Raw genomic sequence first — 25,354 nt, forward strand, 5'->3', positions numbered from 1 at the left:
CAGGGCGCTCTGTCGGCGACGCTGGAAGAAGGCTCGTGGATTTCCACGTCGTACCTGGTCGCGGAAATCATCATGATTCCGCTGACCGCGTGGCTGGTGCAGCTGCTGTCTGCCCGGCGTCTGGCGGTGTGGGTGTCGCTCGGGTTTCTGGCCGCATCACTGCTGTGCTCGATGGCGTGGAGCCTGGAAAGCATGATCGTGTTCCGCGCCTTGCAAGGTTTCACCGGTGGCGCGCTGATTCCGCTGGCGTTCACCCTCACGCTGATCAAACTTCCCGAACACCACCGCGCCAAAGGCATGGCCATGTTCGCGATGACGGCGACGTTTGCGCCCTCCATCGGCCCGACGCTTGGCGGCTGGCTGACCGAAAACTGGGGCTGGGAATACATCTTCTACATCAACATCCCACCGGGCCTGATCATGATCGCCGGCCTGATGTATGGGCTGGAAAAGAAAGAAGCGCACTGGGAATTGCTGAAAAGCACCGACTACACCGGGATTCTCACCCTCGGTATCGGCCTTGGTTGTTTGCAGGTTTTTCTCGAGGAAGGTCATCGCAAGGACTGGCTGGAATCGAACCTGATCGTGTCCCTGGGCAGTATCGCGCTGGTCAGCCTGATCACGTTTGTCATCGTGCAGTTTTCCAAGCCCAACCCCCTGATCAACCTCGGCATCCTCGGCAATCGCAACTTCGGTTTATCGAGTATTTCCAGCCTCGGCATGGGCGTCGGGTTGTACGGCTCGATCTTTCTGTTGCCGCTGTACCTGGCGCAGATCCAGAACTACAACGCCTTGCAGATCGGCGAAGTGATCATGTGGATGGGCGTGCCGCAGCTGTTTCTGATTCCGCTGGTGCCGAAGCTGATGAAATACGTCTCGCCAAAATGGCTGTGCACCCTGGGTTTCGGGTTGTTCGGGCTGGCGAGTTTTTCCTCGGGGGTGCTGAACCCGGATTTCGCCGGGCCGCAGTTCAATCAGATCCAGATCATCCGCGCGCTGGGCCAGCCGCTGATCATGGTGACGATTTCGCTGATCGCGACCGCCTATATTCTGCCGCAGGATGCGGGCTCGGCGTCGAGCCTGTTCAACATCCTGCGCAACCTCGGCGGCGCCATCGGCATCGCCCTCCTCGCCACATTGCTGGACGCGCGCACAAAGACCTACTTTGATTATTTGCGTGAGGCGATAGTGCCGAGCAACCCGCAGGTTGCCGAACGGATTACGTCCCTGACGGAGCGCTTCGGCAGTGAAACAGCGGCGCTGGGCAAGCTCAGCGAGATTGCCCATCAGCAGGCGTCGATCATGGCGTATAACGATGCGTTTCACTTTGTCGGGATTGCGCTGGGGATCAGCATGCTGGCGGTGTTGTTGACCAAGCAGTTGCCGGCGGGGCTTAAGGCTGGCGAGGCGCATTAATTGAAAGCACCCCTGTAGGAACTGCCGAAGGCTGCGATCTTTTGATCTTGAAAATCAACCTCAAAAGATCGCAGCCTTCGGCAGCTCCTACAGGTCGCGGTAATTTCAAACCGCGATCAACCGCTCCCGCAACTTGCTGATCTCATCACGCATCTGCGCCGCCGCTTCGAACTCCAGGTCCCGCGCCAGCTGGTACATCTTCTCTTCCAGCGCCTTGATGCGCTTGGCGATCTCGCCCGGCGAACGCAACTCGGCTTCGTACCTGGCGCTTTCCTCGGCGGCCTTGGCCATGCCTTTGCGCTTTTTGCTGCGCGAGCCCGGCACGGTGGCGCCTTCCATGATGTCAGCCACGTCCTTGAACACGCCCTTGGGCGTGATGCCGTTGGCAAGGTTAAAGGCGATCTGCTTGTCCCGACGCCGCTCGGTTTCGCCGATCGCCCGCTCCATGGAACCGGTTATCCGGTCCGCGTACAGAATCGCCCGCCCGTTGAGGTTTCGCGCCGCGCGGCCGATGGTCTGGATCAGTGAGCGCTCGGAACGCAGGAAGCCTTCCTTGTCCGCATCGAGAATCGCCACCAGTGAGACTTCCGGCATGTCGAGTCCTTCACGCAGCAGGTTGATCCCCACCAGTACATCAAAGGTGCCGAGGCGCAAATCGCGGATGATTTCGACCCGCTCCACGGTGTCGATGTCCGAGTGCAGATAACGCACGCGCACGCCATGATCGGCCAGGTAATCGGTCAAGTCTTCGGACATGCGCTTGGTCAGCGTGGTGACCAGAACCCGCTCTTCCAACGCGACGCGTTTGCCGATCTCCGAGAGCAGGTCGTCGACCTGAGTCAGCGCCGGGCGGATTTCGATTTGCGGGTCCACCAGACCGGTCGGGCGCACCAGTTGCTCGACCACGCGACCGGCATGTTCGGCCTCGTAATTGCCCGGCGTGGCCGAGACAAAAATTGTCTGCGGGCTGATGTGTTCGAACTCATCGAAACGCATCGGCCGGTTATCCAGCGCTGACGGCAGGCGGAAACCGTATTCCACCAGCGTCTCTTTACGCGAGCGGTCACCTTTATACATCGCACCGACCTGCGGCACGCTGACGTGGGATTCGTCGATCACCAGCAAGGCATCGGCCGGCAGATAGTCAAACAAAGTCGGCGGCGCCTGGCCGGAATCGCGGCCCGAGAGATAGCGGGAATAGTTTTCGATGCCGTTGCAGTAGCCCAATTCGAGGATCATCTCCAGGTCGAAACGGGTGCGCTGTTCCAGACGCTGGGCCTCCACCAGTTTGTTGTTGGAGCGCAGGTATTCCAGACGCTCCTGCAATTCGACCTTGATGCCTTCGATGGCGCCGAGCAATGTTTCCCGGGGCGTCACGTAATGGCTCTTCGGGTAAAAGGTGAAACGCGGCAGCTTGCGGATGACTTCGCCGGTCAGCGGATCGAAGGCGGACAGGCTCTCGACTTCGTCATCGAACAGCTCGATGCGGATCGCCTCGAAATCGGATTCGGCCGGGTGAATGTCAATCACGTCGCCGCGCACACGGAAGGTCGCGCGGGCGAATTCCATGTCATTGCGGGTGTATTGCAGGTCGGCCAGACGACGCAGCAACGCGCGCTGATCGAGCTTGTCGCCGCGATCCACGTGCAGCACCATTTTCAAGTAGGTTTCCGGGCTGCCCAAGCCGTAGATGCACGACACCGTGGTCACGATGATCGCGTCTTTGCGCTCCAGCAACGCTTTGGTCGCGGAGAGCCGCATCTGCTCAATGTGGTCGTTGATCGACGCATCCTTCTCGATGAAGGTGTCCGAGGACGGCACGTAAGCTTCGGGCTGGTAGTAGTCATAGTAAGAAACGAAGTACTCGACCGCGTTGTTCGGGAAGAATGCCTTGAATTCACCGTACAACTGCGCTGCCAGGGTCTTGTTCGGTGCCAGCACCAACGTCGGGCGCTGCACTTGCGCGATGACATTAGCGATACTGAACGTCTTGCCCGAACCGGTCACACCCAGCAATGTCTGGTGCGCCAGGCCGGCTTCGATGCCCTCGACCATCAGGCGAATGGCTTCCGGCTGGTCGCCGGCGGGCTCGAAGCGGGTCACTAGCTGGAATTCAGACATTCAATACCCCTGATTCGCGCCCGCCCGATGAAACGGGCAGGAACGGGAAAGACCACAAACGACCGAGGTCGCCCGAGGAAAAAACTGGATTGTGCTCAATGTGGTGCCGATTGCCCTCGCTTTCAAGGCAAACGTCCTACATCCCTTGAAGTCTTTGATGCGGCCAATTGCCTAACGGTCAAAAAATAATCGGAAAAACTTACGTCAGAAGCGGAAATGCCTGTCGCCTTCAATCGCGGATGGCCTCTATACTAGCTCCCCGTTTGTGCACCGCTCTAGTGCATTCGGCTGGAGCGCGACACGTCCCTCCACACTCCATTCAGAGCCGCCGCAAAAATGAGCCTGTTCTCCGCTGTCGAAATGGCACCACGCGATCCAATCCTGGGCCTCAACGAAGCATTCAACGCCGATACCCGTACCAACAAGGTCAATCTGGGGGTCGGTGTTTACTGCAACGAGGAGGGGCGAATTCCACTCCTGCGCGCCGTTGTCGAAGCCGAGACGATTCGCGTCGCTCAACACGTTTCCCGTGGCTACTTGCCGATCGACGGCATCGCCGCCTACGACCAGGCCGTGCAGAAACTGCTGTTTGGCAATGATTCGCCACTGATCAGCGCTGGCCGCGTCATCACCACCCAGGCCGTTGGCGGTACCGGCGCACTGAAAATCGGTGCCGACTTCCTCAAGCAATTGCTGCCGAACGCCGTCGTGGCGATCAGCGACCCGAGCTGGGAAAACCATCGCGCGCTGTTCGAAACCGCCGGTTTCCCGGTGCAGAACTACCGCTACTACGACGCCGCGACCCATGACGTTAACCGCGCGGGCTTGCTGGAAGACCTGAACGCCCTGCCGTCCGGCTCGATCGTTGTACTGCACGCCTGCTGCCACAACCCGACCGGTGTGGACCTGAGCCCGGCGGACTGGAAAAACGTTCTGGACGTGGTGAAAGCCAAAGGTCACGTGTCTTTCCTCGACATGGCTTACCAAGGCTTCGGCGATGGCATCGACGAAGACGCCGCTGCCGTGCGCCTGTTTGCGGAATCGGGCCTGACCTTCTTCGTTTCCAGCTCGTTCTCCAAATCCTTCTCGCTGTACGGGGAGCGCGTTGGCGCCCTGTCGATCGTCAGCGAATCGAAAGAAGAAAGCGCGCGCGTGCTGTCGCAAGTCAAGCGCGTGATCCGCACCAACTACTCCAACCCGCCAACCCACGGTGCGAGCATCGTTGCCGCGGTGTTGAACAGCCCGCAACTGCGCGCCCAGTGGGAAGAAGAACTGGCTGAAATGCGTCTGCGGATTCGCGGCATGCGCGACCAGATGGTCGATCTGCTGGCGAAAAACGCGCCACAGCGCGACTTCAGCTTCGTCGGTCGCCAGCGCGGCATGTTTTCTTACTCCGGCCTGACGGTTGAGCAAGTGACCCGTCTGCGCAGCGAATACGGCATTTACGCCCTGGACACCGGCCGAATCTGCGTGGCCGCGTTGAACCAGAGCAACATTGACGCGGTAACCAAAGCAATTGTTGCGGTGATCTGAGTCCTGCCGTGATACGAAAAACGGGAAGCCTTTGGGCTTCCCGTTTTTTATTTGGCGCAGATAATTCTCAAAGCGGCGGCCGACGGCTCTAAACTGCACACCTATCAAATGTGGGAGCGAGCCTGCTCGCGAAAGCGATCCATCTGTCACATTGATGCTGAATGTGCCGCCTTCGCGAGCAGGCTCGCTCCCACAGGGTTTTGTGTACACCCCGAATTATGATGAGAGCTCACATGAAAAACGATGACCTGCGCGCAGAGCGCGATGACCTGGATGACCTGGATGAAATGGACACCTTCACCCCTCGCACCCCGGCCAAACGCGGCAAGAACCTGGTGATGCAAGTGGCCGCAGGCGTGTTTCTCGGCGGCCTGGCGTTGTGGCTGGTACAACTGGGCGCGACGCTGCTTTACGCCAAGCTGATGCTCGGCACTGTGACCTTCGGCGGTTAAGCCAGTTCGCTTGCGCGCTGACTGGCTGCATCGTCGTAAGCGACATACAGCGATTCGGCGACCTGGCTTTTGATCGCCTTGGTGCTTTCCAGGCCCAGGACAAAACCTTCAGCCTTGCCGCCCGCGCGGTTCAATTCGTCAGCAGTGCTGGCCTGAGTGATTGCATCGAACAGTTTTTCCGCGTGCGGGCCAACCCCTTTGGGCAGGCTGATCTGAGCGATGCTCATGCGAACACCTCGCGAGTGTGAAATGTGAGGGCTGGGTGATTCATGGCGCGTACCTTTTCGGCGAATGGCCGGCAGCGCGTGTTACCACTTCCGGGCCGCCATGGTAGACCTCTGGCGCGATTCTGGTAACCGCCAATCGCCGCTAAACCACCGTCCGTCACGATGAATCCCTCAATCTGCCAACAGGTGCTTGACTTCTCTTTTTGAATCAGTAACATACACGCCATTCCGCGATAGCTCAGTTGGTAGAGCAAGTGACTGTTAATCACTGGGTCCCTGGTTCGAGTCCAGGTCGTGGAGCCAGACAGCAATATCAAAAAGCCCCTGAATCGAAAGGTTCAGGGGCTTTTTTGTGCCTGCCGGATTGTCAGAAGATCACAGCCTTAGGCAGTTCCTACAGGAGATCGCATTCCAGGGTAGGAGCTGCCGCAGGCTGCGATCTTTCGATCTACCGCAGCGTCATTCAAATGTCGCCGTTACACATGCTCACCACTTTTGACCTGTACCACCCGCGGCTCTCCATGCCCATGGTCAACCTCCACGACCGGGATCTCTTTCCCGTCGCAATCATGCAATTTGCCTTCGCTGAAGTAATCGCCTTCGCGCAATGCGGCCAGGTCCTGGTATCGCAGGACACGTTCCGTACCTGCGGCAAAAACCGACTGCTGATCCGAGTTGCCGGCGGTGAGGTGGTTGAATGCCAGGTTGAGTACGATGGCCATGATTGCCGACGAGCTGATGCCCGAGTGGAAGATCGTGGCGAACCAGCTTGGGAAGTGGTCGTAGAAGTTCGGTGCGGCAATGGGGATCATGCCGAAACCGATGGAGGTGGCGACGATGATCAGATTCACGTTGTTGCGATAGTCGACTTTGGACAACGTGCGAATGCCGCTGGCCGCCACCGTGCCGAACAACACGATCCCGGCGCCGCCGAGCACCGAGGTGGGAACCGCGGCGATGACCCGGCCCATGAAAGGCAGCAGACCGAGGACCACCAGGAACAACCCGCCGGTGGCGACCACGAAACGGCTCTTGATCCCGGTCACCGCCACCAGCCCGACGTTCTGGGCGAACGCGCTTTGGGTGAACGAGCCGAAGATCGGCGCGATCATGCTCGACAGCATGTCGGCGCGCAGACCGTTGCCCAGTCGCTTGGAATCAACTTTGGTTTCAATGATTTCACCGACGGCGAGGATGTCGGCCGAGGTCTCCACCAGCGTCACCATGACCACGATGCACATCGACAGGATCGCGGCGAAGTGGAAGGTCGGCATGCCAAAGTGGAACGGCGTGGGGAAGCCGAACATCGGGCCCTCTGAAACGGACGAAAAATCCGCCATGCCGAGGAACACGGCGATGATCGTGCCGATGACCATGGCCAGCAGGATCGACAAGCGAGAGATGGTCGCGCTGCCGATCTTGCTCAGCAGCAGGACCAGCACCAGCGTCAACGCCGCCAGACCGATGTTCGCCATACTGCCGAAATCCGCGGCATGACTATTGCCGCCCATGGCCCAGCGTGCGGCCACCGGCATCAGCGTCAGGCCGATGGTGGTGATGACGATGCCCGTCACCAGCGGCGGGAAGAATTTAGTGATTCGCGAGAACACCGGCGTGATCAGTAATCCAATCAACGACGCAGCAATCACTGCCCCGAGAATCGATTGAAACCCGCCCTCCCCGCCACTGCTGACAATGGCCACCATGGTCGCGACGCCCGAAAACGACACGCCTTGCACCAGCGGCAACTGACAACCGAAAAACGGTAAACCAAGGGTCTGCAGCAATGTCGCCAGCCCCCCTGCAAACAATGAAGCAGCAATCAACAAACCGATGTCCGCTGGCGAGAGCCCGGCCGCCTGGCCGATGATCAAAGGCACCGCGACGATGCCGCCGTACATGGTCAGAACGTGTTGCAGGCCGTAAGCCATATTCGCGCCGACCCCGAGGTTTTCGTCCTCAGGCCGTTGGTGTGAAACATGGGGCGTTTTCATGATTGGGGGGTTCCCTGGTTTTTGTTATGCGCACACTGTATGCAAGACTCAGGACAAATGTCTATAGAGTTGTATACAACTCATCAGTCAGATTATCGACATGTGTCCATTACCTCCTTTACCTGCGCCGCTTCCTCCCTTCAAAAAGTTTTGAAATACATCCTTCCTCTGTCTTCTCCACTGCCCGCTAGTCTTTGGCATTCCAAGCGACCGTTGGCACGGACGCCCCTCGCTTATACATATAAAGTATGCATAATGAAGTCATTCGAGATTCAGTATCACAAGGCAAAAAACGCGGCTAACAAATTAAAGCACCAAGGCATCAGCCTCGCGGAAACGGAGGCCGTCTTTTATGACGAGAGGGCCCTCTCATTGCAGGACGACCATCACGAGGAGCAGCGGTGGATCACGCTGGGGCTGGATGCCAAAGGTCGTTTGCTGGTCGTTGCGTACACCTACCGCGATCCGAATTTCGTTCGAGTAATTTCCGCGCGCCTCGCCACCAAAAACGAGCGACGCCGATATCTGGAGCCTTGACCCATGAAAGACGAATACGATTTCAGCAATGCCAAACGCGCAGCGGTTGCCTCCAGCAAAGGCAAAACCCGAATCACCATCATGCTCGACGATGTCGTGATTGAAGCGGCACGCGCCGTCGCCGAGAGTGAGGGATTCGGTTATCAGACAGTCATCAACAACAGCCTGCGCAAAGTGTTGCTCGGCGACGCAGACAAGGGCTCTGCGGCCACTCCGCGGTCCGCGCTGGCGAATGCCGGGCATTTCAAAGAAGGCATAACCGCCTCCGAACTGAAAAACCTGGAGAAAAAATTATCCGAGGTGCTCAGCGAAATTCATCGCGTGATGAAGCCATGAATCAGGTGGCAACCATCAATCGCTCCAGCACGCGCTTCAACGGCTCGTGCTCGGGCATCCGAATCCCGAACTCGCTCTTCAGCAACCCAACCAGCTCATCCACCCCCGCCACCTGCCGGCGCTCGCTCTCGCTGCCGATCCGATGGATCGCAAAGCTGCCGTTGTTGAGCGTGCGCCGCCAGCCCTCGCCCGTTCGCGCCACCATCAGTTGCCTGGCAAAAGACGATTCGGGATGGGTCGAGACGTACCAGTTACCCACGGTGTAATCGATCTCCTCCTGACGCTGCAGGTCGAAGATGTACATCGCTCGCCATTCACCGCCGACGTTGGCGCGCAGGGTGTAGCCGTCTTCATGCTGTTCGATGCGATAAGGTTCGTGAGGGGTGAGTTGCTCGGCTGGCGTGTCGAGGAGCAGCGGTGCGGTAGGCACCATGCCACCGAAACCGACGTCGGTGATGTAGCGCACGTCGTCCAGGTTCACCAGACTCAAACGATGCGTACGCGCCGTCCATGCGCCTTCAGGTTGACCCATGACCACTCGGCCGCTGATACCGCGCGCATCGAAGCCCAATTCCTGAAGCAACGCCAGGTACAGCCTGTTGAGTTCGTAACAATAACCACCGCGGTCTTCGTGCAGGATTTTTTGCTCGATGGATGGCAGATCGATGCGCACCGGTTCGCCCGACAACGTACTGAGGTTTTCAAAGGCAAAGGCGCCGGTGTGACGAAACTGCAATTGATTCAGGGTTTCCAGGGTGGGTGCCGGTGGCGCGTCGAAGCCCAGACGTTGCAGGTACAACGCAAGATTGCTCAGGCGTGGCTCGCTCATTGCTCGATCCTTACGCAGTGGCCGCGGATCATTCCGCCGATGGCTGCCATGTATAAGGGATTAACCACATCGACCGACAATTGATTTAGCCAATCGTCGCCGATACAAAATCAACGCCGCTTACGCGAACCCAGTTGAATCCATGTCGGTGCATGGTCGCTGGCATGCGGCTCGTTGCGTACCCAGGCGTCAACACCGGCCTCTTGCAAATAAGGACTCAGCGCCGGGTTCAGCAACAGATGGTCGATGCGCAGCCCGGAATTTTTCTGCCAGTGTTGTCGGAAATAGTCCCAAAAGGTGTAAAGCCGATCCTCCGGGTACAGATGACGCAAAGAATCGGTCCAACCCTGATCCAGCAACCGCTGATAACACTCGCGAGTTTCAGGTTGCAGCAATGCATCCTTGAGCCACGAACGCGGGTTGTAGATGTCGAGGTCGGTCGGCACCACGTTGTAATCGCCGGCCAGCACCACCGGGTGTTCACTGCTCTGAAGATCCTTGGCGTAGGCGATCAGACGTTCAAACCACGCCAGTTTGTAATCGAACTTCGGCCCTGGCTGCGGATTGCCGTTGGGCAGGTACAGGCATCCCACCAGAATTCCATGCACGGCGGCCTCCAGATAACGACTGTGAGTATCGCTGTCGTCACCCGGCAGACCGCGCCGGCTCTCTAGCGGTTGCGCATCCCGCGCAAGAATCGCCACCCCGTTCCACGATGACTGCCCCTGCCAGATCGCGCCGTAGCCAGCGGCCTCAAGTTCCGCTGCAGGGAATGCACTGTCCACCGACTTGAGTTCCTGCAAGCAGGCAATGTCCGGCTTCTCGCGCTCCAGCCAGGCCAGCAGGTTCGGCAGCCGCGCGCGCATGCCGTTGACGTTGAACGTTGCGATGCGCAGTTTCTTCATGGCCGAGCGCTCCTGCGAAGGGGGATTCACTGTGTGACAGCCGCGCGTTCGGGTCGTTGCGTTGGCTATCCCACTCGACCGGGTTCTTTCAAAAGATTGCAGTTAATGTGGGAGCGAGCCTGCTCGCGAAGGCGAATGATCAGTCGACTAATCCGTTCGTCATGTAACTGGCACCAATTATCCAGCCCTTCACACCAACATCAGGTACCGACTCTTTTTTGGAGACGACCATGATGAACATCAAAATGACTACCCTGTTGTTGGCGAGTCTTTTGGCGGCAGCTTCCTCGGCCACTATCGCAGCCTCCGGCGACGGCGCTGACGCCACCGGCACCAAATCCGGATCGACCGGCGGCTCGACAATGGCTCCCAACAATAACCCGGGCGCACCGTCCGGCGGGCAAAGCGGTGACGGCGGCAGTGGCGGATCGAGCGGTTCCAGTGGTTCCAGCGGCACGTCCAGCGGCAATGGCGGTTCCGGGGCCGGTGGCGGCAGCGGTTCTGGCGCGGGCGGCGGAACGGGTGCACCGGGTGGTGGCACCGGCGGTGCAGGTGGGGGAACGGGCAGTTGAAAGCAAAAGAGCGACCCGTGACGTAAATCACCCATCGCTTCAGGCCTTTGCTTTCAGCGATCCGAGCGCATCAATTCCCCGATCGTGGTTTCCAACGGCAGCACTGCCGTGCGATTTCGTCCTGAATGCTTTGCCTGGTACAACGCAGCGTCGGCGCGCCTGATTAACACTTCGGTGCTGTCCAGGCGTGTCGGCACAAATGAATAGCAGCCCAGGCTGACTGTGACGAAACCGTAGGGCGAACCGCTGTGGCTGATGTTTTTGGCCATGACGCTGCTGCGGATCTGTTCTGCAACCAGCAGCGCGCCGTGGATATCGGTATCGGGTAACAACACAGCAAACTCTTCACCACCGTAACGCACCGCCAGATCTGCTTTGCGAAGACAGCAGTTCTTCACCACCTGCGCCACTTCCGCCAGACAATGGTCTCCGGCCACATGACCGTAAGCGTCGTTGTACCGTTTGAAGTAATCGATATCGAGCATGATCAGACTCAAGGAGTTGGGCTGTCGGATGCCACGACCAAACTCGATGTCCAGCGCCTGCTCGAACAGGCGTCGATTGCCAAGACCGGTCAGGCTGTCGTGCGTTGCGATCAGCTTCAAGTCTTCCTTGGCTTGGCGCAGATCCGTCTCGACCTGTTCACCGAGCCGTACCTGGCGCACAAACACCCAGCCGAACAGCCCCACGCCCAGCACGACCAGCGCCACTATGACGCTGGACTGAAACGCCCGGTCATACCAACCCTTGAGAATCGAGTCCCGGGACGATGCCGCCGACACCACCAGAGGGTAGGCATCGAGCTGACGGAAGCCATGCAGGCGGACAGTGCCATCGAGCACCGATCCGACCATTGCATTGCCGGACACGGCGCCGGTCAGGTATTTGCTGAAAATCTCACCTTTGGCCAGCGACTGGCCAATCTGTGACTCCACAAACGGTCTTCGGGCCAGTAACGTTCCGTCAGTCAACGCGAGGAAAATAGAACCGTCATCATCAAGATTGAAGCTTTCGAAAAACTGATCGAAGTAGGTCATTTTGATGCCGGCCAGCAAAACGCCCTGAAAAAGGCCATCTTTGTCGTTGACCCGCCTCGACACCGGGATGATCCACTCGCCATTCTGCCGACTGCGAATGGCCGGCCCGATGTGCGCCAAAGTCGATACGTTCTGCTGGTGATACAGGAAGTACTCACGGTCAGCGACACCGCCACCACGGGGCAGATCCTCAAACGAGGTCACGACCCACTGCCCTTCCCGGTCGAACAGGAAGATGCCATGCAACTGACTCAGCGCCTGCACTCGCCGGGCGAAGATTTTCTGTAATCGTGGCTTCTGCGCCGCGTTAAAACCATCGGCCTGAATCCAGTCAGCCAGACTGGTCAACACCAGGTCGGCTTGCATAAACGTGTCTTCGGCATGTTGTGCCATCGCGCGGGTCAGGTTTGCTGACGCCACTTGCGCCACCGCCAGATCTTGCCGTCGCGATTGCTCCAGTTGCAGATACAGCAAACCGCACAGGCACAGACACACCACCGCAATGAACAGCACCGCCGCCTTGCCCAGTGGCAAGCGTTTCAAAGTGACGCCACTGGCGTGACGCGGGTCGTCATGGGAGATAGGCAAAAGCTCGTCCTGCAAGGGTAAGGCAAGGGCGAAGGCCCTAAACCCCTATTTTTTGTGAGCTTAGTCTACGGGGTGATGTGGGGCAATCGCCGTTTGGACAGCCGCCTACTGCTGGCCAGCAGCGCCCGAGGCCCTCGCCGCATGCAGATTCAATACAGTCGACAGTGCGGGCCGATTCAACGCCCGCAACACGGGCGCATCGTAGCCATACACATCCGGCTTGAATGCCACGCGCCCATCACTGCCCAGGTCCACGGTCCAGTACGCCAACAACACCGGTACTTTTACTGGCAGTCGAATATTCGCGGTCTTGCCATTGGCCAGTTGTTTCTGAATTCCGGCGCTGTCCCATTTAACCGGGTCGTTGAACAACAGCTCCACCAGTTGCAGCGGGTTCTCCACGCGAATGCAGCCAGAACTGGTCGCACGCACCGTTTTGGCAAACAACTCGCGATGCGGCGTGTCGTGTAGATAAATCGCATAATCGTTGGGGAAACGGATCACCACCTGCCCCAGCGAACTGTCCGGCCCTGCGTCCTGACGCAAGCTGATGCCCCGCGGGCTCGTCCAGTCGACCGTCGCTGGATCGAGCTCGTTGCCTTCGCGATCAATCACGCGAATTCGGTTCGCGGCGAGGTAGCGGGGATTGCTCTGAATCTTCGGCAGCACGTCTTCCTTGAGGATCGTCGGCGGCACTGTCCAGGTCGGATTGAACGTGATGTAGGTAATCTGCGCCTGAAAAACCGGCGTATTGCGCGCTGTTTTACCGACCTGTACCCGCGAGCGCCAGATCGGCTGACCGTCGCGGTACATCGCGACTTTATAGCCGGCGATATCAACGATCACGAACGTGCCCTGAAGTTTATAAAGCAGCCAGCGCGCCCGCTCCATGTTGACCCGTACCTGATCGATGCGCGCATCAATGGAGACATTCAATGCGGCCAATGTGGTCGCCCCGGCCATGCCGTCCGCGCCAAGGTATTGCTCGTTCTGATATTTTTTGACCGCGGCAGTGACAGCGCCGTCGTACCGGGTGCCGCGGATCAAACGCGGATCGAGAAAACCTGCCGCGACCATTCTCGCGCGCAGTTGCGCGACAGCCGGATCGTCCATGCCCGGCTTTAGCGAATGATCAACGATCACTTTCGGCCAGCCACCCTGCTCGCGAATACCGCGAAGTTGCGCCAGCGCCTGACGCAACCCGACGTACACCGCTTCTTGCGGCGGAGCCTGAGCAAACGCTTTCGCCACATCGTGATCGTCGAGGGCGGCGAAAAAGGCATTGATGTCGTCGCGCGGATCGACGCCATTGGCGTCGAAGTTCCAGTGATTGTCGAGCCGCGAGGGGTCCACCTTGCCGCGCCGCAACTGCAGCAGTGCAGTCAAAAAAGTATGCGTCGTCGCCAGGTCAAAAGCCGCTCGCTGTTCGGGCGTGACAGAAGCGTCCTGCATCGCGGCCAAGGCCCGGACCAACTCGTCAATATGAAAATCCGCCGGGTTCAGACCATCGGCTTCAGTCGCATTAAGGCTGGCAATCAACTGGGTGACGTCGCTGTCGTTTGTCCACGCCGCGCGATAGGCGCGATGGGTATAGAAATCCATGACCAGACGGCTGACATCCACGCGGCGATTGCGGGACGAAGTGAGCAATGGCGGAAACGCGGATTTCATCGGCTCCAGCGACGCTTGAATCGCTCGGCCGACGTTGTCGTCCGCGGCAGCTTCGATTACGGAGTCCGGCGCAATTGTCGACTCGATCGGCGAAGTTTCTGCGAGCGCCGCGCCGCTGATCAGAAAGCCCATAAAAAATACGCGGCTTATGACGAATAACCTTGTTAAAAGCACCATGAATAATCCTTAATCTCCCGCATTCAACGCCTGGCTTTCAACACACTGCTAGACTCGAACTTAACATGATGAGACATCTATATGGCGCCACTACGTTTTGGCTTTCTATTGCCGGGCTTGCTATTGACTGCAATGTCCGTACCGTCAGCCTACGCCGATTCGCTCGCGGCCGCCCTCATCAAAGCGGCGCCGAAAGCTAACGCCAACGTCATCAACCTCGCCGTTCGCGCCTCGCAATGCAGCATCGCTCAAGGTGCCGCTCCTGTCCAAAGACTTGCGGTGATCGACTATTCCCTGCCTTCGACCGAACAGCGTCTGTGGGTGTTCGATTTAAAGAAGCGCAAGTTACTGTTTCATGAACTGGTCGCCCATGGCCGCAACAGCGGCGAGAACATGGCCGTCAATTTCTCCAATCAGAATGAAAGCTTCGCCACCAGCCTGGGTTTGTACCGCACCCAGTCCAGCTACGTCGGCCAGAATGGCTATTCGCTGCGCATGGAAGGTCTGGAGCCGGGGTTCAATGACAACGCCTTCGACCGCGCGATCGTGATTCATGGCGCCCCCTACGTCAGCCCGGTACTGGCGCGGGCAAATGGACGGATTGGTCGAAGCCTGGGTTGCCCGGCCGTGCGCCCGGCGATTGCGCACAAGCTGATTGATTCGATGAAAGACGGTCAGTTGCTGTTCTCGTACTACCCGGATCAGCGCTGGCTGAAGAAATCTTCGTACATCAATTGCGGTGGTGCGACGGTCGCGTCGGCGGCGAAGCCTACGATTAATCGATGACGTCGAGTTTCGCAGTGACAACGCGTGACCTGTTGCCTGCGACTATCTAAACTCCCGAGCACGCCAAAACACCTTCGGCACGCTCGGGAACCCACACATGGACCTTCAACATCGCAACAACGTCAAAGTGATGGGCGAAGGTCCGGCAACATTGGTCTTCTCCCACGGCTTTGGCTGCGATCAGACCATGTGGCGTTATCTGGTTGACCATTTCACCGCTCGCTTCAAGGTCGTGCTGTATGACCTGGTGGGTGCGGGCCAGTCGGATCTTGGCGCTTACGACCGGGAAAAATACAATTCCCTGAACGGTTATGCCCAGGACCTGGGTGAAATCATTGACCGGTTCGCCAGCGGCCCGGTGATTGTGGTCGGCCATTCCGTCAGCGCGATGATTGCTGCCCTGGCGGATCGTCAGTCTCCCGGAAAAATCGCCGGCCACGTGATGATCGGCCCTTCGCCCTGTTACATCGATTCCGACGACTATGTCGGCGGTTTCAAACTCGAAGACATTCATTCATTGCTCGACACCCTCGACAGCAACTACCTCGGCTGGTCCAGCACCATGGCCCCGGTCATCATGGGCGCGCCGGGGCAACCGGCGCTGGGCGAGGAACTGACTAACAGCTTCTGCCGCACAGAACCGGACATCGCCAAACAGTTCGCCCGCGTGACCTTCATGTCCGACAACCGCCAGGACATCGCGGGGCTGACCACGCCCACGCTCATCCTGCAATCCACTGACGACCTCATTGCCCCCATCGCGGTGGGTGAATATATGCGCGCGATACTACCCAACAGCACGCTGTGCCTGGTGGACAACGTCGGCCATTGCCCCCACATGAGCGTTCCGACCGCTTGCTCCGAAGCCATGGACAATTTCCTGTTGCCCTGGGTCAGCGCTGATGTCGCCTGATCAACCGTTACTGCCCGACCCGCAAACATTATTCGAAGAAGCACCCTGCGCATTGGTGGTGACGAAAGAGGACGGCACGATCCTGCGTGCCAATCTGACTTTCAGCAACTGGATTGGCTTCAGTCAAACGACGCTCTGTGGCAAGCGCTTTCAAGATTTGCTGACCATGGGCGGGCGCATTTTTCATCAGACCCACTGGGCGCCGCTGATGCGGATGCAAGGTTCGGTCGCGGAAGTAAAACTCGACCTGGTGCATCAGGACAAACGCACCGTCACCATGCTGCTCAATGGCGTCAGGCGCGAGCACACCAGTGGCGCGTTTTATGAACTGGCACTGTTCGGAACCACTGACCGCGACAAGTACGAACGGGAACTGCTTAATGCGCGAAAAACCGCCGAAGATCTCCTGCGCGAAAAAACCGCTGCCGAATCCGCCCTCCAGCAGGCACAAGATGAATTGAGCAACGCCTATGTAAAGGCCCAGCGCCGCGCGTTGTTCGCCGAGCAGATGGTCGCCATCGTCAGCCACGACCTCAAAAACCCGCTGACCGCGATCAAAATGGCCTCCGACATCCTTGCCCGAGACGAGCGTTCGACCAAGGAAGCGAAACTGCTCGGCCACATCAACCAATCGGCCGACCGAGCCGAGCGCATGATTGCCGACCTGCTGGACTTCGCGCTGGCTCGTGTGGGGAATGGCATAGCGATCTCTCTTACATTGCAGGATTTACATGCATTCGTCAGTCGCAGCGTCGAAGAACTGCGTGTTGCTTTTCCGAACGCGATGCTGTTGCATCAGTCCTTTGGGTATGGCTCTGCGCGTTTAGACGCTGATCGCGTGCAGCAAATCATTGGCAACCTGGTGGCGAACAGTGTGGCCTACGGAGATTTGGAGCTACCCATTACGATCACATCCCGACTGGAAGATGACCAAGCCGTTGTCTCGGTACACAACCATGGTCCCGTTATCCCGCAAGCATTGAGGGCAGCGTTGTTTGAGCCGATGACCCGAGGTACGGAAACAGCCAGCGATGTGCGAAGTGTGGGTCTCGGCCTGTTTATCGTCCGGGAAATCGCCAAGGCGCATGGTGGGAATGTTTCAGTAAGTTCAACTCCGCAGGATGGGACAGTGTTTAGTGTTCACTTCCCGTTGGGCCCGGACACTGCTCCAGGCGTTTAGCCAAGAGACTAATCAAATCCTTTATGGAAGCCGGATGACAATGAAAACAATAAAATTCAAGTTGATGCTCTGCGGCCTGCTCACCCTGCCCTTTGGCGTTCAGGCAGAGTCTTCCCATCTGGACAGCGTCATCCAGCAAGGCCAACTGCGCGTGTGCACGACGGGCGACTACAAACCCTACACCTTTAAGGCCGAGGACGGCGAATACACAGGGATCGACATCGCCATGGCCCGCTCGCTGGCCGAGAGTCTTGGCGTCAAGATCGAGTGGGTACAAACCTCCTGGAAAACCCTGATGCCCGACATGCTCGCGGGCAAGTGCGACATCGGTGTCGGCGGAATTTCAGTCACGCTGGAGCGGCAAAAGAAAGCTTTCTTCAGCACCACCCTGGATGTCGACGGCAAGATCCCGCTCGTGCGCTGCGAAAACCAGGCGCAGTACCAGACAATCGAACAGATCAACCAACCTTCTGTGCGCCTGGTTGAACCCGCCGGCGGCACCAATGAGGCCTTTGTGCATGCCTATCTGCCAAAGGCGCAACTGCGATTGCACGACAACGTCACTATTTTCCAGGAGCTGCTGGACAAGAAAGCTGACGTGATGATTACCGACGCATCGGAAGCGCTGTACCAACAGAAGCTAAAACCCGGTTTGTGCGCGGTGAATCCGGGCCAGTTCATGCAGTATGGGGAGAAAGCGTACTTGCTGCCGCGTGATGACATGACGTGGAAGTTGTACGTGGATCAGTGGTTGCATCTGGCCAAGGTGACGGGGAATTACCAGAAAGTTCTGGGGCAGTGGATCGCGACGCCCGAGCAGGACCAAACCGCCCAATAAGATTATTACAATTATATCGTCGGGAAACACCGCATGGACCAGGGAATGACACGTGGCAATTGATACCAGACCCACCCACAAACTATTTAAGCCCGAATCAATTGTACTGGGTGTATTAGTAATTATATTTTTGGCTTCGCGTCTCTTTCTATTAGATTCAGACATGCCATCATGGGTATCGTCTACTTACAGCCCGATCGATGAGTTTTACTACACGACCCAGGCTTTCGACATAGTGGAAGGTATGCACGAGCCCAATGGGAAATTGCTAAGCTCCCAGTACTCTGCCTACAACATTACGGAACAATTGACTACAGCTGCGTCAGTTTATACTTTTGGTGACAACTATTTCGGACTAAGAATCCCATCGGTTCTTGCCGGATTGATAGTGCTGGTGCTTTTCTATTTATTAGTCCTGAATCGATTCGGCCTCGCGTACGCTACGTCATTCTCATTGATATTGATGTCCGAAAAAAGTTTCGTACTGGCCACAAGAATCGCAGAACCCACTATTTTCCGAATGGCTGCCGCCGCCGCGATTATCTTTATTCTCGCAAAGCAAGACTACACCCAGAAAAATCAATTGCGCGTGATTGGATTCGTGACGTGTTTTGCTTGGCTTTTTATTTATCCAACCAATGCATTTTTAGGGCTGTTTGTACTCATCACACTCGCCACATCCAATCCAAAAAACCTGGCACCCAGCCTTGGCCACTACCTCACCGGCTGTCTCCTGTGTGTAGTTGTCTACCTCATCAGCTATTACTCACTTGGAAACACGTTCAGCGATGTCTTAACAACGAAAAGCATATTTTCCGCTAGAGTTTTATCAGAAACAGAGCCCAGCTTTATAGCGCAGATCAACTCCAAACTTATGGGCCTTACCCTGGCAAGTTATTTTATTTCGTACCCCTACGTGATGTGGATGTCCATATTCTCACTCATCGTAATGACAATCCTCGTGCCAATAAGAAATAAACTTGTCACCCGTACCGACAAGGTAATCTACATATTTTGCGTTTGCTTCCTATTGCAGTGCGCTTTTATCAACGACTACCCGGAAAGAAAACTTGTATTTCTTCTGCCCATCTGCCTGTACATGGGACTGTTTACCCTGTACATCATTTTAAGATTGCTGCCAGCAAAAATCGCGTTGATTCTGGGCGCCACAGTCGTTACCGCGGTCATTGCGACAATAACCCCCCTAACGTTCAACACTATTTACAAAAACCCACAATACACTTACAAAAACGCCATGAAAGAACTGAGCTATCTGGATAACCAACGGGTCATTGGTGGCTGGAGTTATGGCTTTCGACTGTATAACAACTACAAACCTTACTTAAACAGATACACGATTATCTATTCCGAACCTGAGCGCTACTACCAAATGCTCAACGATGCTGGGAAGCAGGGTAATGCCAGGTTTACGATTGAATACGGCAATGACAAAACAGAACAAAAAATGAACAGCATTGACTTTCATAAATACAAACCGGCATTTAAATCGAATGACCCTTCGTACCCGGACGTATACGTATACAAGTTTATCGAAAAGCAAAATTTCTCGACGACAAACTGACCAAGTTGAAAATATATGACCGCCAAACCGACGCCCGACATTTCAGTAGTCATACCCGTGTATCAGGCGGAGAACCTGATCCACGAACTGCTGCGCCAGCTAACAAATGAGCTAAAATCGATCACGAGTCAGTATGAAATAATATTGGTTGAGGACCGAAGCCCCGATAACAGTTGGGTAGAATTACAAAAATCGACTAAATTGTACCCGAACGTTAAAGCTGTTCGATTGAGCAGAAATTATGGCCAGCACTACGCCATTTCTGCAGGCCTAGCCCTTGCGAAAGGAGCGTGGATTGTCGTGATGGACTGCGACCTTCAAGATCAACCCAGCGAAATCCCGAAGCTCTATGAAGAATCAAAGAAAGGATTTGATATCGTCTTGGCCCGGCGAGTGGAACGTCAAGATAACTGGATGAAACGGCTTTCTTCGAAAATTTTCTACGGCGCGCTTGGGTATTTAACTGGCACAGAACAAGATTCTTCGGTCGCAAATTTCGGCATCTACAGCAGGAAGGTGATCTCCGCGATTAACAGGATGCCGGAATCGATCCGATACTTTCCAACGATGGTACGCTGGGTGGGCTTTAAATCAACAAAGCTGGATGTCGTCCACGCAGCCAGACCTGCAGGAAAAACCTCCTACAACTTCAAGAAATTGTTAAATCTGTCACTGGACATCTGCCTCGCCAACTCGGACAAACCGATAAGACTGACTATCAAGCTAGGGCTACTCGTAGCGTTCACAGGGTTCATATTCGCGACTTACGTAGCGATCAAGGCTCTCCTTGGCGAAATACAGGTTCTCGGGTATGCCAGCCTTCTTGTTTCGCTGTGGGTGTTAAGCGGTCTCATCATTTGCATAATAGGTGTGGTCGGGTTGTATGTAGGCAAATCGTTTGAAGGCATTAAAAACCGCCCTCTTTATGTGATAGATGAAGTGATAGAACATGAAGAATAACATAGCATTGGGACTGTACCTCATGTCCGCCAAAGGACTGGCGACACTTCAGTCTTTCAGCAATGAAAGCAAGAAACTGATTGCTTACGTTGTAGTGGCCAAGGACAACAATGTCACGAACGACTTCTTTACAGACATTATTGAATTAGCGGCCCGCTTGGGACTACCCATACTCGACCGATCTCAAACGCCGCCGCCAGCTTCACATGTAATAGCGGTTTCGTGGAGATGGCTAATCGAATTGTCCCCACAACAACAACTAATCGTTTTTCACGATTCGATCTTGCCCCGTTACAGAGGGTTTGCACCTCTGGCGAGCGCCCTGATCAATGGTGACAAACAGTTAGGCGTTACCGCTTTAGTGGCTTCCGACGAATACGATAAAGGCCCAATAATTGATCAGGAAGTCATTGAGATCGATTACCCGCTCAGGATGTCTCAGGCGATTGACCTTTTATTGCCGTGTTATAAATCACTGACAAAAAAAGTCGTTAATCGCATTATCGACGGCAGCATGTTCGGTTTACTGCAGAACGAGGCTGAAGCCACCTACAGTCTCTGGCGGGACGACGAAGATTATTTTATCGACTGGAGAGCTGACGCTCATTACATTCAACGATTTGTGGATGCCCTGGGGCCTCCGTATAAAGGTGCCGCAACCACAATTGGTGGTGAAGTCTATCGCATACGAAAATGTCAGCCTTTGCCGGACGTCGAAATAGAGAATAGAGACGTCGGCAAGGTGATTTTTGTGGTGAACGGTAACCCAATAGTCGTATGTGGTACAGGACTGTTAAAAATACTTGAACTCACAAAAACAGATTCTGAAACAAACGCACTGCCGTTAGCAAAGTTCCGATCCAGGTTTGTCTCATCAGTTAAAAACCCAGAATGAAAATGAAATAAACCATGAAAAACCGGCATACGATTCAATTCGTAAAATATCTGGTTGTTGGCGCAGCAAGCAATACTGCGGGCTACTGCACCTATTTATTACTGACGTACTTTGCGCTCCCACCCAAGACAGCGATGACGCTGCTTTATATTACAACTGCGGCGCTGAGCTTCTTCGGCAATAAAAGAACTACATTTGCTCATGAGGGGCGTCTATTCGGCGCTGGCGTTCGCTATATTATCGCTCAGGCTTTGGGATATTTAATAAACCTTGCTATCCTCATGGTATTTGTGGATCAGCTTGGATACAATCACCAAATAGTTCAAGCCACCGCTATTGTCACTGTCGCTTTTTATTTGTTTTTTTCCTTAAAGCTTTTTGTTTTCCGGAGCGCTAATTAAATGTCAGACAACCGCTCCCCTTTTCCACCGGCTTATTTCGCAAAGCTAGCGGAGGTCGAATCGGGTAATTGGTGGTTTCGCTCAAGAAACCGCACTTTATTATGGGTTCTAAAAAGAAAAGCAGGTCAATTTAATAATTTTTTAGAAGTCGGATGCGGTACGGGGTATGTATTGGAAGGCGTACGGAATGCATTCCCTGAAGTAGACATGTTCGGTGCAGAATACCATGAGGAAGGGCTGGACTTCGCAAGAGCACGAATCCCCTCTGCGAGCTTCAGACAACTGGACGTTACTAACATGACCGACACCGGTATTTTTGATGTGATCGGTGCGTTCGATGTCATTGAACATATAGAGGAAGATCAAAAGTCGTTGTCGAACCTTGCTCGCGCGCTCAAACCCAACGGCAAGTTAATTATTTCAGTCCCGCAGCACCAATGGTTGTGGTCATATACAGACGAGGCCGCCTGTCACGTCAGAAGATACTCCAGGAAAGACCTCGAGACCAAACTTCATCAGGCGGGTTTAAAACTGGACTATACGTCATCATTTGTCAGCCTGCTTGTCCCGCTGATGTTTATTTCCAGGCAACGTAAGAGCAAACTGGAAGCAGATCCAATGAGCGAGCTGAAAACTCCGAAAATCCTGAATGCGCTGCTGGAGATCATCATGAGATTCGAATTGCTCCTTATGAAATCCGGCGTTAGATTCCCTATCGGCGGATCGCTCCTGGTAGTTGCAAGCAAAGCAAACGACTAACAGCCGACCCATAACAATGGGCATGGACAAATCATGGACAATGGAAAAATAGATTTTAACCGCCCTTACATGACTGGCAAAGAACTGTATTATATTGCCGAAGCCAAATTTGGAAATATGCTTGCAGGGGATGGCACATTTACCAAACGTTGCCACGCATGGCTCGAAGAAAAAACTGGTTGTAGTAAAGCACTCCTTACTCACTCATGCACTGCTGCACTTGAAATGGCTGCACTGTTGCTAAACGTCGAGCCGGGTGATGAAATAATCATGCCGTCATATACGTTTGTTTCAACGGCGAATGCATTCGTTCTGCGTGGCGCCATTCCAGTGTTCATTGATATTCGTGAAGACACGCTTAACATCGACGAGCGTCTGATTGAAGCGGCTATCACCCCACGAACCAAAGCAATAGTTCCAGTTCACTATGCGGGTGTCGCCTGTGAAATGGACATTATTATGTCGCTCGCCCGAAAGTATAACCTTATGGTCGTTGAGGATGCGGCTCAAGGTGTAATGTCGACATATAAGGGCAAGGCGCTTGGTAGCATTGGTGATCTTGGCGCATTCAGTTTTCATGAAACGAAAAATGTGATTTCAGGCGAAGGTGGAGCACTATTAGTCAACACACCGAATCTCGCACTTAGAGCAGAAATTATTCGTGAAAAAGGCACAGATCGCAGTCGGTTCTTCAGAGGAGAAGTCGACAAGTATACATGGCAAGAAGTAGGTTCATCCTACCTGCCTGGCGAGCTTATCGCTGCATTTCTGTGGGCCCAGTTAGAGGAAGCGCAATCCATCACAAACGAAAGAATACGCAGCTGGAATTACTATAACGATGCTTTACAAGGTTTTGAAAATCAGGGGCTTCTGCGCAGACCTGTTATTCCGGAAAACTGCACACACAACGCGCACATGTATTATGTTCTACTTCCAGAATCAATGGATCGACAAAAAGTCATATCCGACCTGAAACGCAACAATATATATTCGGTCTTTCATTACGTCCCGCTGCATTCCTCACCTGCAGGACAGCGTTATGGCAAAGTCCATGACTCCATGAGCGTCACCGACATGCAATCCGAAAGACTCATTCGCCTGCCACTTTGGGTTGGGTTGAGCACCGACCAGCAAGAAAAAGTTGTGGAAACGTTGTACAGATCACTGCGATAGCAACGCATTGAATACCGTATTTAGGAAAACGAATACCCACTCGATATCAGCACCTGCTCAGACCATCCCCCTTGCTCGGCATCCGAATTGATTTCTTGTTCGATAGCCGATGGGGGGAGGCAAACTGCTTCTTACGGTGCGGCGCGAAAAGGTTGATTTTCACTTGGCCATATCCTGATAAACTGCCTTCCCGTCCACGATTCATCTCTGCGCTTTATAGGCTGTCCCCTGCGCGCATGCGTGATGTGATCGTGCCCATTTCCGCTTGCTACATTGCCGAATGTCCTCGCGACATCGTAGCAACCGTTTTAAAGAATGAATGGGCAACAACCGCTGTATAAAAGATCAGTACCAATGAATTTCGAAAATGCTGAAACGCCCGTAAACACTAGCCCTACCCGTTCTGAGCCGTCCCGCCGCTTCAGCGTCGCGCCGATGATGGATTGGACTGACCGCCACTGCCGGTTTTTCCTGCGCCTGCTCTCTAAACACGCCCTCCTCTACACCGAAATGGTCACCACCGGCGCGCTGCTCAACGGCGATCATGATCGCTTCCTCCGTCACAACGAAGCCGAACACCCACTTGCCCTGCAACTGGGCGGCAGTGTTCCGCTGGACTTGGCCGCGTGCGCGCGCATGGCTCAAGAGCACGGTTACGACGAAGTGAATCTGAATGTCGGCTGCCCGAGTGATCGGGTGCAGAACAATATGATCGGCGCGGTGTTGATGGGGCATCCGCAGCTGGTTGCGGATTGTGTGAAGGCGATGCGCGATGCGGTGTCGATTCCGGTGACGGTGAAGCATCGGATCGGGATTAATGGACGGGATAGTTACGAGCAGTTATGTGATTTCGTTGGCACGGTTCGCGACGCGGGTTGCGCGAGTTTTACCGTACATGCGCGGATTGCAGTTTTGGAGGGGTTGTCGCCGAAAGAGAATCGCGACATTCCACCGCTGCGATACGACGTGGCGGCGCAGTTGAAGAAGGATTTTCCGGAATTGGAGATTATTCTCAACGGCGGCATCAAGACACTGGAGGCCTGTCATGAGCATTTGCAGACATTTGATGGCGTGATGCTCGGCCGTGAGGCGTACCACAATCCTTATGTAATGGCTGAGGTGGATCAGCAATTGTTCGGCAGCACTGCGCCGGTGATCAGTCGAGCCGAAGCGCTCGCGCAGTTGCGGCCTTACATCGCAGCGCATATTGAGTCAGGTGGTTCGATGCACCACATCACTCGGCATGTGCTGGGGCTGGGCACCGGGTTTCCGGGCGCGCGGAAGTTTCGGCAGTTGTTGTCGGTGGATATTCACAAGGCCAAGGAGCCCCTGGCGTTGCTGGATCAGGCGGCGGAGCTGCTTGAAGGTCGCTAACGGTCACCCCGGTTGAACCTGTGCGCCTATTCGGCATCGTATTTACCGACACCGCGCCCCGCCATTCAAACATCCGTTTTTCAGATGTTGCCCACGGG

Annotated in this window: 24 protein-coding genes and 1 tRNA gene; 18 read left to right on the forward strand and 7 right to left on the reverse strand. The window is 55.3% G+C overall.

The window, feature by feature from the left end; genetic code table 11:
- A partial coding sequence (locus F8N62_RS15980; RefSeq protein WP_150711582.1) for an MDR family MFS transporter occupies nucleotides 1-1,416 on the forward strand: 1,416 nt, incomplete at its 5' end.
- A gap of 105 nt (nucleotides 1,417-1,521) precedes the next feature.
- Here F8N62_RS15980 and uvrB read toward each other — a convergent pair.
- Complete coding sequence (gene uvrB, locus F8N62_RS15990) at nucleotides 1,522-3,537, reverse strand: excinuclease ABC subunit UvrB (RefSeq protein ID WP_150711583.1); 2,016 nt, start codon at nucleotides 3,535-3,537, stop codon at nucleotides 1,522-1,524.
- A 336-nt stretch (nucleotides 3,538-3,873) separates the two neighbouring features.
- Between uvrB and F8N62_RS15995 the strand changes: the two genes are divergently transcribed.
- Nucleotides 3,874-5,070 (forward strand): amino acid aminotransferase, encoded by a 1,197-nt coding sequence (locus F8N62_RS15995; protein ID WP_150711584.1) that lies wholly within the window; start codon nucleotides 3,874-3,876, stop codon nucleotides 5,068-5,070.
- A 233-nt stretch (nucleotides 5,071-5,303) separates the two neighbouring features.
- On the forward strand, nucleotides 5,304-5,522 hold the full coding sequence (locus F8N62_RS16000; RefSeq protein WP_150711585.1) for a hypothetical protein: 219 nt from the start codon (nucleotides 5,304-5,306) through the stop codon (nucleotides 5,520-5,522).
- Here F8N62_RS16000 and F8N62_RS16005 read toward each other — a convergent pair.
- Nucleotides 5,519-5,749, reverse strand: a complete 231-nt coding sequence (locus F8N62_RS16005) for a hypothetical protein (protein ID WP_019649343.1) — start codon at nucleotides 5,747-5,749, stop codon at nucleotides 5,519-5,521. The two genes, F8N62_RS16000 and F8N62_RS16005, sit on opposite strands and share 4 nt — an antisense overlap.
- A 227-nt stretch (nucleotides 5,750-5,976) precedes the next feature.
- On the opposite strand from F8N62_RS16005, the gene F8N62_RS16010 reads away from it, so the two are divergent.
- A tRNA-Asn gene (locus F8N62_RS16010) sits at nucleotides 5,977-6,052 on the forward strand.
- A gap of 173 nt (nucleotides 6,053-6,225) precedes the next feature.
- Here the strand turns inward: F8N62_RS16010 and F8N62_RS16015 are convergent.
- On the reverse strand, nucleotides 6,226-7,743 hold the full coding sequence (locus F8N62_RS16015; RefSeq protein ID WP_150711586.1) for a nucleobase:cation symporter-2 family protein: 1,518 nt from the start codon (nucleotides 7,741-7,743) through the stop codon (nucleotides 6,226-6,228).
- 255 nt (nucleotides 7,744-7,998) lie between these two features.
- Here F8N62_RS16015 and F8N62_RS16020 point away from each other — a divergent pair, with 255 nt between their 5' ends.
- Together F8N62_RS16020 and F8N62_RS16025 are read left to right on the forward strand one after the other, a co-directional pair.
- Complete coding sequence (locus F8N62_RS16020) at nucleotides 7,999-8,280, forward strand: BrnT family toxin (protein WP_150711587.1); 282 nt, start codon at nucleotides 7,999-8,001, stop codon at nucleotides 8,278-8,280.
- Between the two features lie 3 nt (nucleotides 8,281-8,283).
- Entirely contained in the window at nucleotides 8,284-8,616 is a 333-nt protein-coding gene (locus F8N62_RS16025) for a BrnA antitoxin family protein (RefSeq protein WP_150711588.1), read from the forward strand.
- A gap of 1 nt (nucleotide 8,617) precedes the next feature.
- On the opposite strand, the gene F8N62_RS16030 is transcribed toward F8N62_RS16025, so the two are convergent.
- Nucleotides 8,618-9,445 (reverse strand): arylamine N-acetyltransferase family protein, encoded by an 828-nt coding sequence (locus F8N62_RS16030; RefSeq protein WP_150711589.1) that lies wholly within the window; start codon nucleotides 9,443-9,445, stop codon nucleotides 8,618-8,620.
- A gap of 110 nt (nucleotides 9,446-9,555) precedes the next feature.
- A complete protein-coding gene (locus F8N62_RS16035; protein WP_150711590.1) occupies nucleotides 9,556-10,350 on the reverse strand; it encodes an exodeoxyribonuclease III in 795 nt (264 codons plus the stop codon).
- 230 nt (nucleotides 10,351-10,580) lie between these two features.
- On the opposite strand from F8N62_RS16035, the gene F8N62_RS16040 reads away from it, so the two are divergent.
- Nucleotides 10,581-10,922, forward strand: coding sequence for a hypothetical protein (locus tag F8N62_RS16040; RefSeq protein ID WP_150711591.1), 342 nt, complete (start codon nucleotides 10,581-10,583; stop codon nucleotides 10,920-10,922).
- Between the two features lie 53 nt (nucleotides 10,923-10,975).
- On the opposite strand, the gene F8N62_RS16045 is transcribed toward F8N62_RS16040, so the two are convergent.
- Nucleotides 10,976-12,547 (reverse strand): GGDEF domain-containing protein, encoded by a 1,572-nt coding sequence (locus F8N62_RS16045; RefSeq protein ID WP_150711592.1) that lies wholly within the window; start codon nucleotides 12,545-12,547, stop codon nucleotides 10,976-10,978.
- A 105-nt stretch (nucleotides 12,548-12,652) separates the two neighbouring features.
- On the reverse strand, nucleotides 12,653-14,395 hold the full coding sequence (locus F8N62_RS16050; protein ID WP_150711593.1) for a L,D-transpeptidase family protein: 1,743 nt from the start codon (nucleotides 14,393-14,395) through the stop codon (nucleotides 12,653-12,655).
- 81 nt (nucleotides 14,396-14,476) lie between these two features.
- On the opposite strand from F8N62_RS16050, the gene F8N62_RS16055 reads away from it, so the two are divergent.
- The 11 genes from F8N62_RS16055 to dusA all read left to right on the forward strand — a co-directional run bounded on the left by F8N62_RS16055 (nucleotide 14,477) and on the right by dusA (nucleotide 25,256).
- On the forward strand, nucleotides 14,477-15,181 hold the full coding sequence (locus F8N62_RS16055) for a murein L,D-transpeptidase catalytic domain family protein (RefSeq protein WP_150711594.1): 705 nt from the start codon (nucleotides 14,477-14,479) through the stop codon (nucleotides 15,179-15,181).
- Between the two features lie 97 nt (nucleotides 15,182-15,278).
- On the forward strand, nucleotides 15,279-16,094 hold the full coding sequence (locus tag F8N62_RS16060) for an alpha/beta fold hydrolase (protein ID WP_150711595.1): 816 nt from the start codon (nucleotides 15,279-15,281) through the stop codon (nucleotides 16,092-16,094).
- The gene (locus F8N62_RS16065) at nucleotides 16,084-17,274 is read left to right on the forward strand and encodes a PAS domain-containing sensor histidine kinase (protein ID WP_150711596.1); all 1,191 of its coding nucleotides are present in this window, start codon (nucleotides 16,084-16,086) and stop codon (nucleotides 17,272-17,274) included. Before F8N62_RS16060 ends, F8N62_RS16065 begins: the two co-directional genes overlap by 11 nt.
- Nucleotides 17,275-17,314: 40 nt before the next feature.
- Nucleotides 17,315-18,112 (forward strand): transporter substrate-binding domain-containing protein, encoded by a 798-nt coding sequence (locus F8N62_RS16070; protein WP_150711597.1) that lies wholly within the window; start codon nucleotides 17,315-17,317, stop codon nucleotides 18,110-18,112.
- 52 nt (nucleotides 18,113-18,164) lie between these two features.
- Complete coding sequence (locus tag F8N62_RS16075) at nucleotides 18,165-19,694, forward strand: hypothetical protein (protein WP_150711598.1); 1,530 nt, start codon at nucleotides 18,165-18,167, stop codon at nucleotides 19,692-19,694.
- 15 nt (nucleotides 19,695-19,709) lie between these two features.
- On the forward strand, nucleotides 19,710-20,654 hold the full coding sequence (locus F8N62_RS16080; RefSeq protein WP_150711599.1) for a glycosyltransferase family 2 protein: 945 nt from the start codon (nucleotides 19,710-19,712) through the stop codon (nucleotides 20,652-20,654).
- Nucleotides 20,644-21,549 (forward strand): methionyl-tRNA formyltransferase, encoded by a 906-nt coding sequence (locus tag F8N62_RS16085; RefSeq protein ID WP_150711600.1) that lies wholly within the window; start codon nucleotides 20,644-20,646, stop codon nucleotides 21,547-21,549. Before F8N62_RS16080 ends, F8N62_RS16085 begins: the two co-directional genes overlap by 11 nt.
- A gap of 14 nt (nucleotides 21,550-21,563) precedes the next feature.
- Nucleotides 21,564-21,950: a GtrA family protein gene (locus F8N62_RS16090; RefSeq protein WP_150711601.1), complete on the forward strand. Its 387-nt coding sequence runs from the start codon at nucleotides 21,564-21,566 to the stop codon at nucleotides 21,948-21,950.
- The gene (locus tag F8N62_RS16095) at nucleotides 21,951-22,709 is read left to right on the forward strand and encodes a class I SAM-dependent methyltransferase (RefSeq protein WP_150711602.1); all 759 of its coding nucleotides are present in this window, start codon (nucleotides 21,951-21,953) and stop codon (nucleotides 22,707-22,709) included. It abuts the gene before it with no gap.
- A gap of 33 nt (nucleotides 22,710-22,742) precedes the next feature.
- On the forward strand, nucleotides 22,743-23,882 hold the full coding sequence (rffA, locus tag F8N62_RS16100; protein ID WP_150711603.1) for a dTDP-4-amino-4,6-dideoxygalactose transaminase: 1,140 nt from the start codon (nucleotides 22,743-22,745) through the stop codon (nucleotides 23,880-23,882).
- A 354-nt stretch (nucleotides 23,883-24,236) separates the two neighbouring features.
- A complete protein-coding gene (gene dusA / locus F8N62_RS16105) occupies nucleotides 24,237-25,256 on the forward strand; it encodes a tRNA dihydrouridine(20/20a) synthase DusA (protein ID WP_150711604.1) in 1,020 nt (339 codons plus the stop codon).
- Nucleotides 25,257-25,354: the final 98 nt, after the last annotated feature.

Source organism: Pseudomonas fluorescens, from assembly GCF_902497785.1.
In the GTDB taxonomy this organism is placed as follows: Bacteria; Pseudomonadota; Gammaproteobacteria; order Pseudomonadales; family Pseudomonadaceae; genus Aquipseudomonas; species Aquipseudomonas fluorescens_BO.

Excerpts from the sequence above, each read along its gene's own strand:
- uvrB (WP_150711583.1), bottom strand. The coding sequence starts at position 3,537 with ATGTCTGAATTCCAGCTAGTGACCCGCTTCGAGCCCGCCGGCGACCAG.
- F8N62_RS15995 (WP_150711584.1), top strand. The coding sequence starts at position 3,874 with ATGAGCCTGTTCTCCGCTGTCGAAATGGCACCACGCGATCCAATCCTG.
- F8N62_RS16000 (WP_150711585.1), top strand. The coding sequence starts at position 5,304 with ATGAAAAACGATGACCTGCGCGCAGAGCGCGATGACCTGGATGACCTG.
- F8N62_RS16005 (WP_019649343.1), bottom strand. The coding sequence starts at position 5,749 with ATGAGCATCGCTCAGATCAGCCTGCCCAAAGGGGTTGGCCCGCACGCG.
- F8N62_RS16015 (WP_150711586.1), bottom strand. The coding sequence starts at position 7,743 with ATGAAAACGCCCCATGTTTCACACCAACGGCCTGAGGACGAAAACCTC.
- F8N62_RS16020 (WP_150711587.1), top strand. The coding sequence starts at position 7,999 with ATGAAGTCATTCGAGATTCAGTATCACAAGGCAAAAAACGCGGCTAAC.
- F8N62_RS16025 (WP_150711588.1), top strand. The coding sequence starts at position 8,284 with ATGAAAGACGAATACGATTTCAGCAATGCCAAACGCGCAGCGGTTGCC.
- F8N62_RS16030 (WP_150711589.1), bottom strand. The coding sequence starts at position 9,445 with ATGAGCGAGCCACGCCTGAGCAATCTTGCGTTGTACCTGCAACGTCTG.
- F8N62_RS16035 (WP_150711590.1), bottom strand. The coding sequence starts at position 10,350 with ATGAAGAAACTGCGCATCGCAACGTTCAACGTCAACGGCATGCGCGCG.
- F8N62_RS16040 (WP_150711591.1), top strand. The coding sequence starts at position 10,581 with ATGATGAACATCAAAATGACTACCCTGTTGTTGGCGAGTCTTTTGGCG.
- F8N62_RS16050 (WP_150711593.1), bottom strand. The coding sequence starts at position 14,395 with ATGGTGCTTTTAACAAGGTTATTCGTCATAAGCCGCGTATTTTTTATG.
- F8N62_RS16055 (WP_150711594.1), top strand. The coding sequence starts at position 14,477 with ATGGCGCCACTACGTTTTGGCTTTCTATTGCCGGGCTTGCTATTGACT.
- F8N62_RS16060 (WP_150711595.1), top strand. The coding sequence starts at position 15,279 with ATGGACCTTCAACATCGCAACAACGTCAAAGTGATGGGCGAAGGTCCG.
- F8N62_RS16065 (WP_150711596.1), top strand. The coding sequence starts at position 16,084 with ATGTCGCCTGATCAACCGTTACTGCCCGACCCGCAAACATTATTCGAA.
- F8N62_RS16070 (WP_150711597.1), top strand. The coding sequence starts at position 17,315 with ATGAAAACAATAAAATTCAAGTTGATGCTCTGCGGCCTGCTCACCCTG.
- F8N62_RS16080 (WP_150711599.1), top strand. The coding sequence starts at position 19,710 with ATGACCGCCAAACCGACGCCCGACATTTCAGTAGTCATACCCGTGTAT.
- F8N62_RS16085 (WP_150711600.1), top strand. The coding sequence starts at position 20,644 with ATGAAGAATAACATAGCATTGGGACTGTACCTCATGTCCGCCAAAGGA.
- F8N62_RS16090 (WP_150711601.1), top strand. The coding sequence starts at position 21,564 with ATGAAAAACCGGCATACGATTCAATTCGTAAAATATCTGGTTGTTGGC.
- F8N62_RS16095 (WP_150711602.1), top strand. The coding sequence starts at position 21,951 with ATGTCAGACAACCGCTCCCCTTTTCCACCGGCTTATTTCGCAAAGCTA.
- rffA (WP_150711603.1), top strand. The coding sequence starts at position 22,743 with ATGGACAATGGAAAAATAGATTTTAACCGCCCTTACATGACTGGCAAA.
- dusA (WP_150711604.1), top strand. The coding sequence starts at position 24,237 with ATGAATTTCGAAAATGCTGAAACGCCCGTAAACACTAGCCCTACCCGT.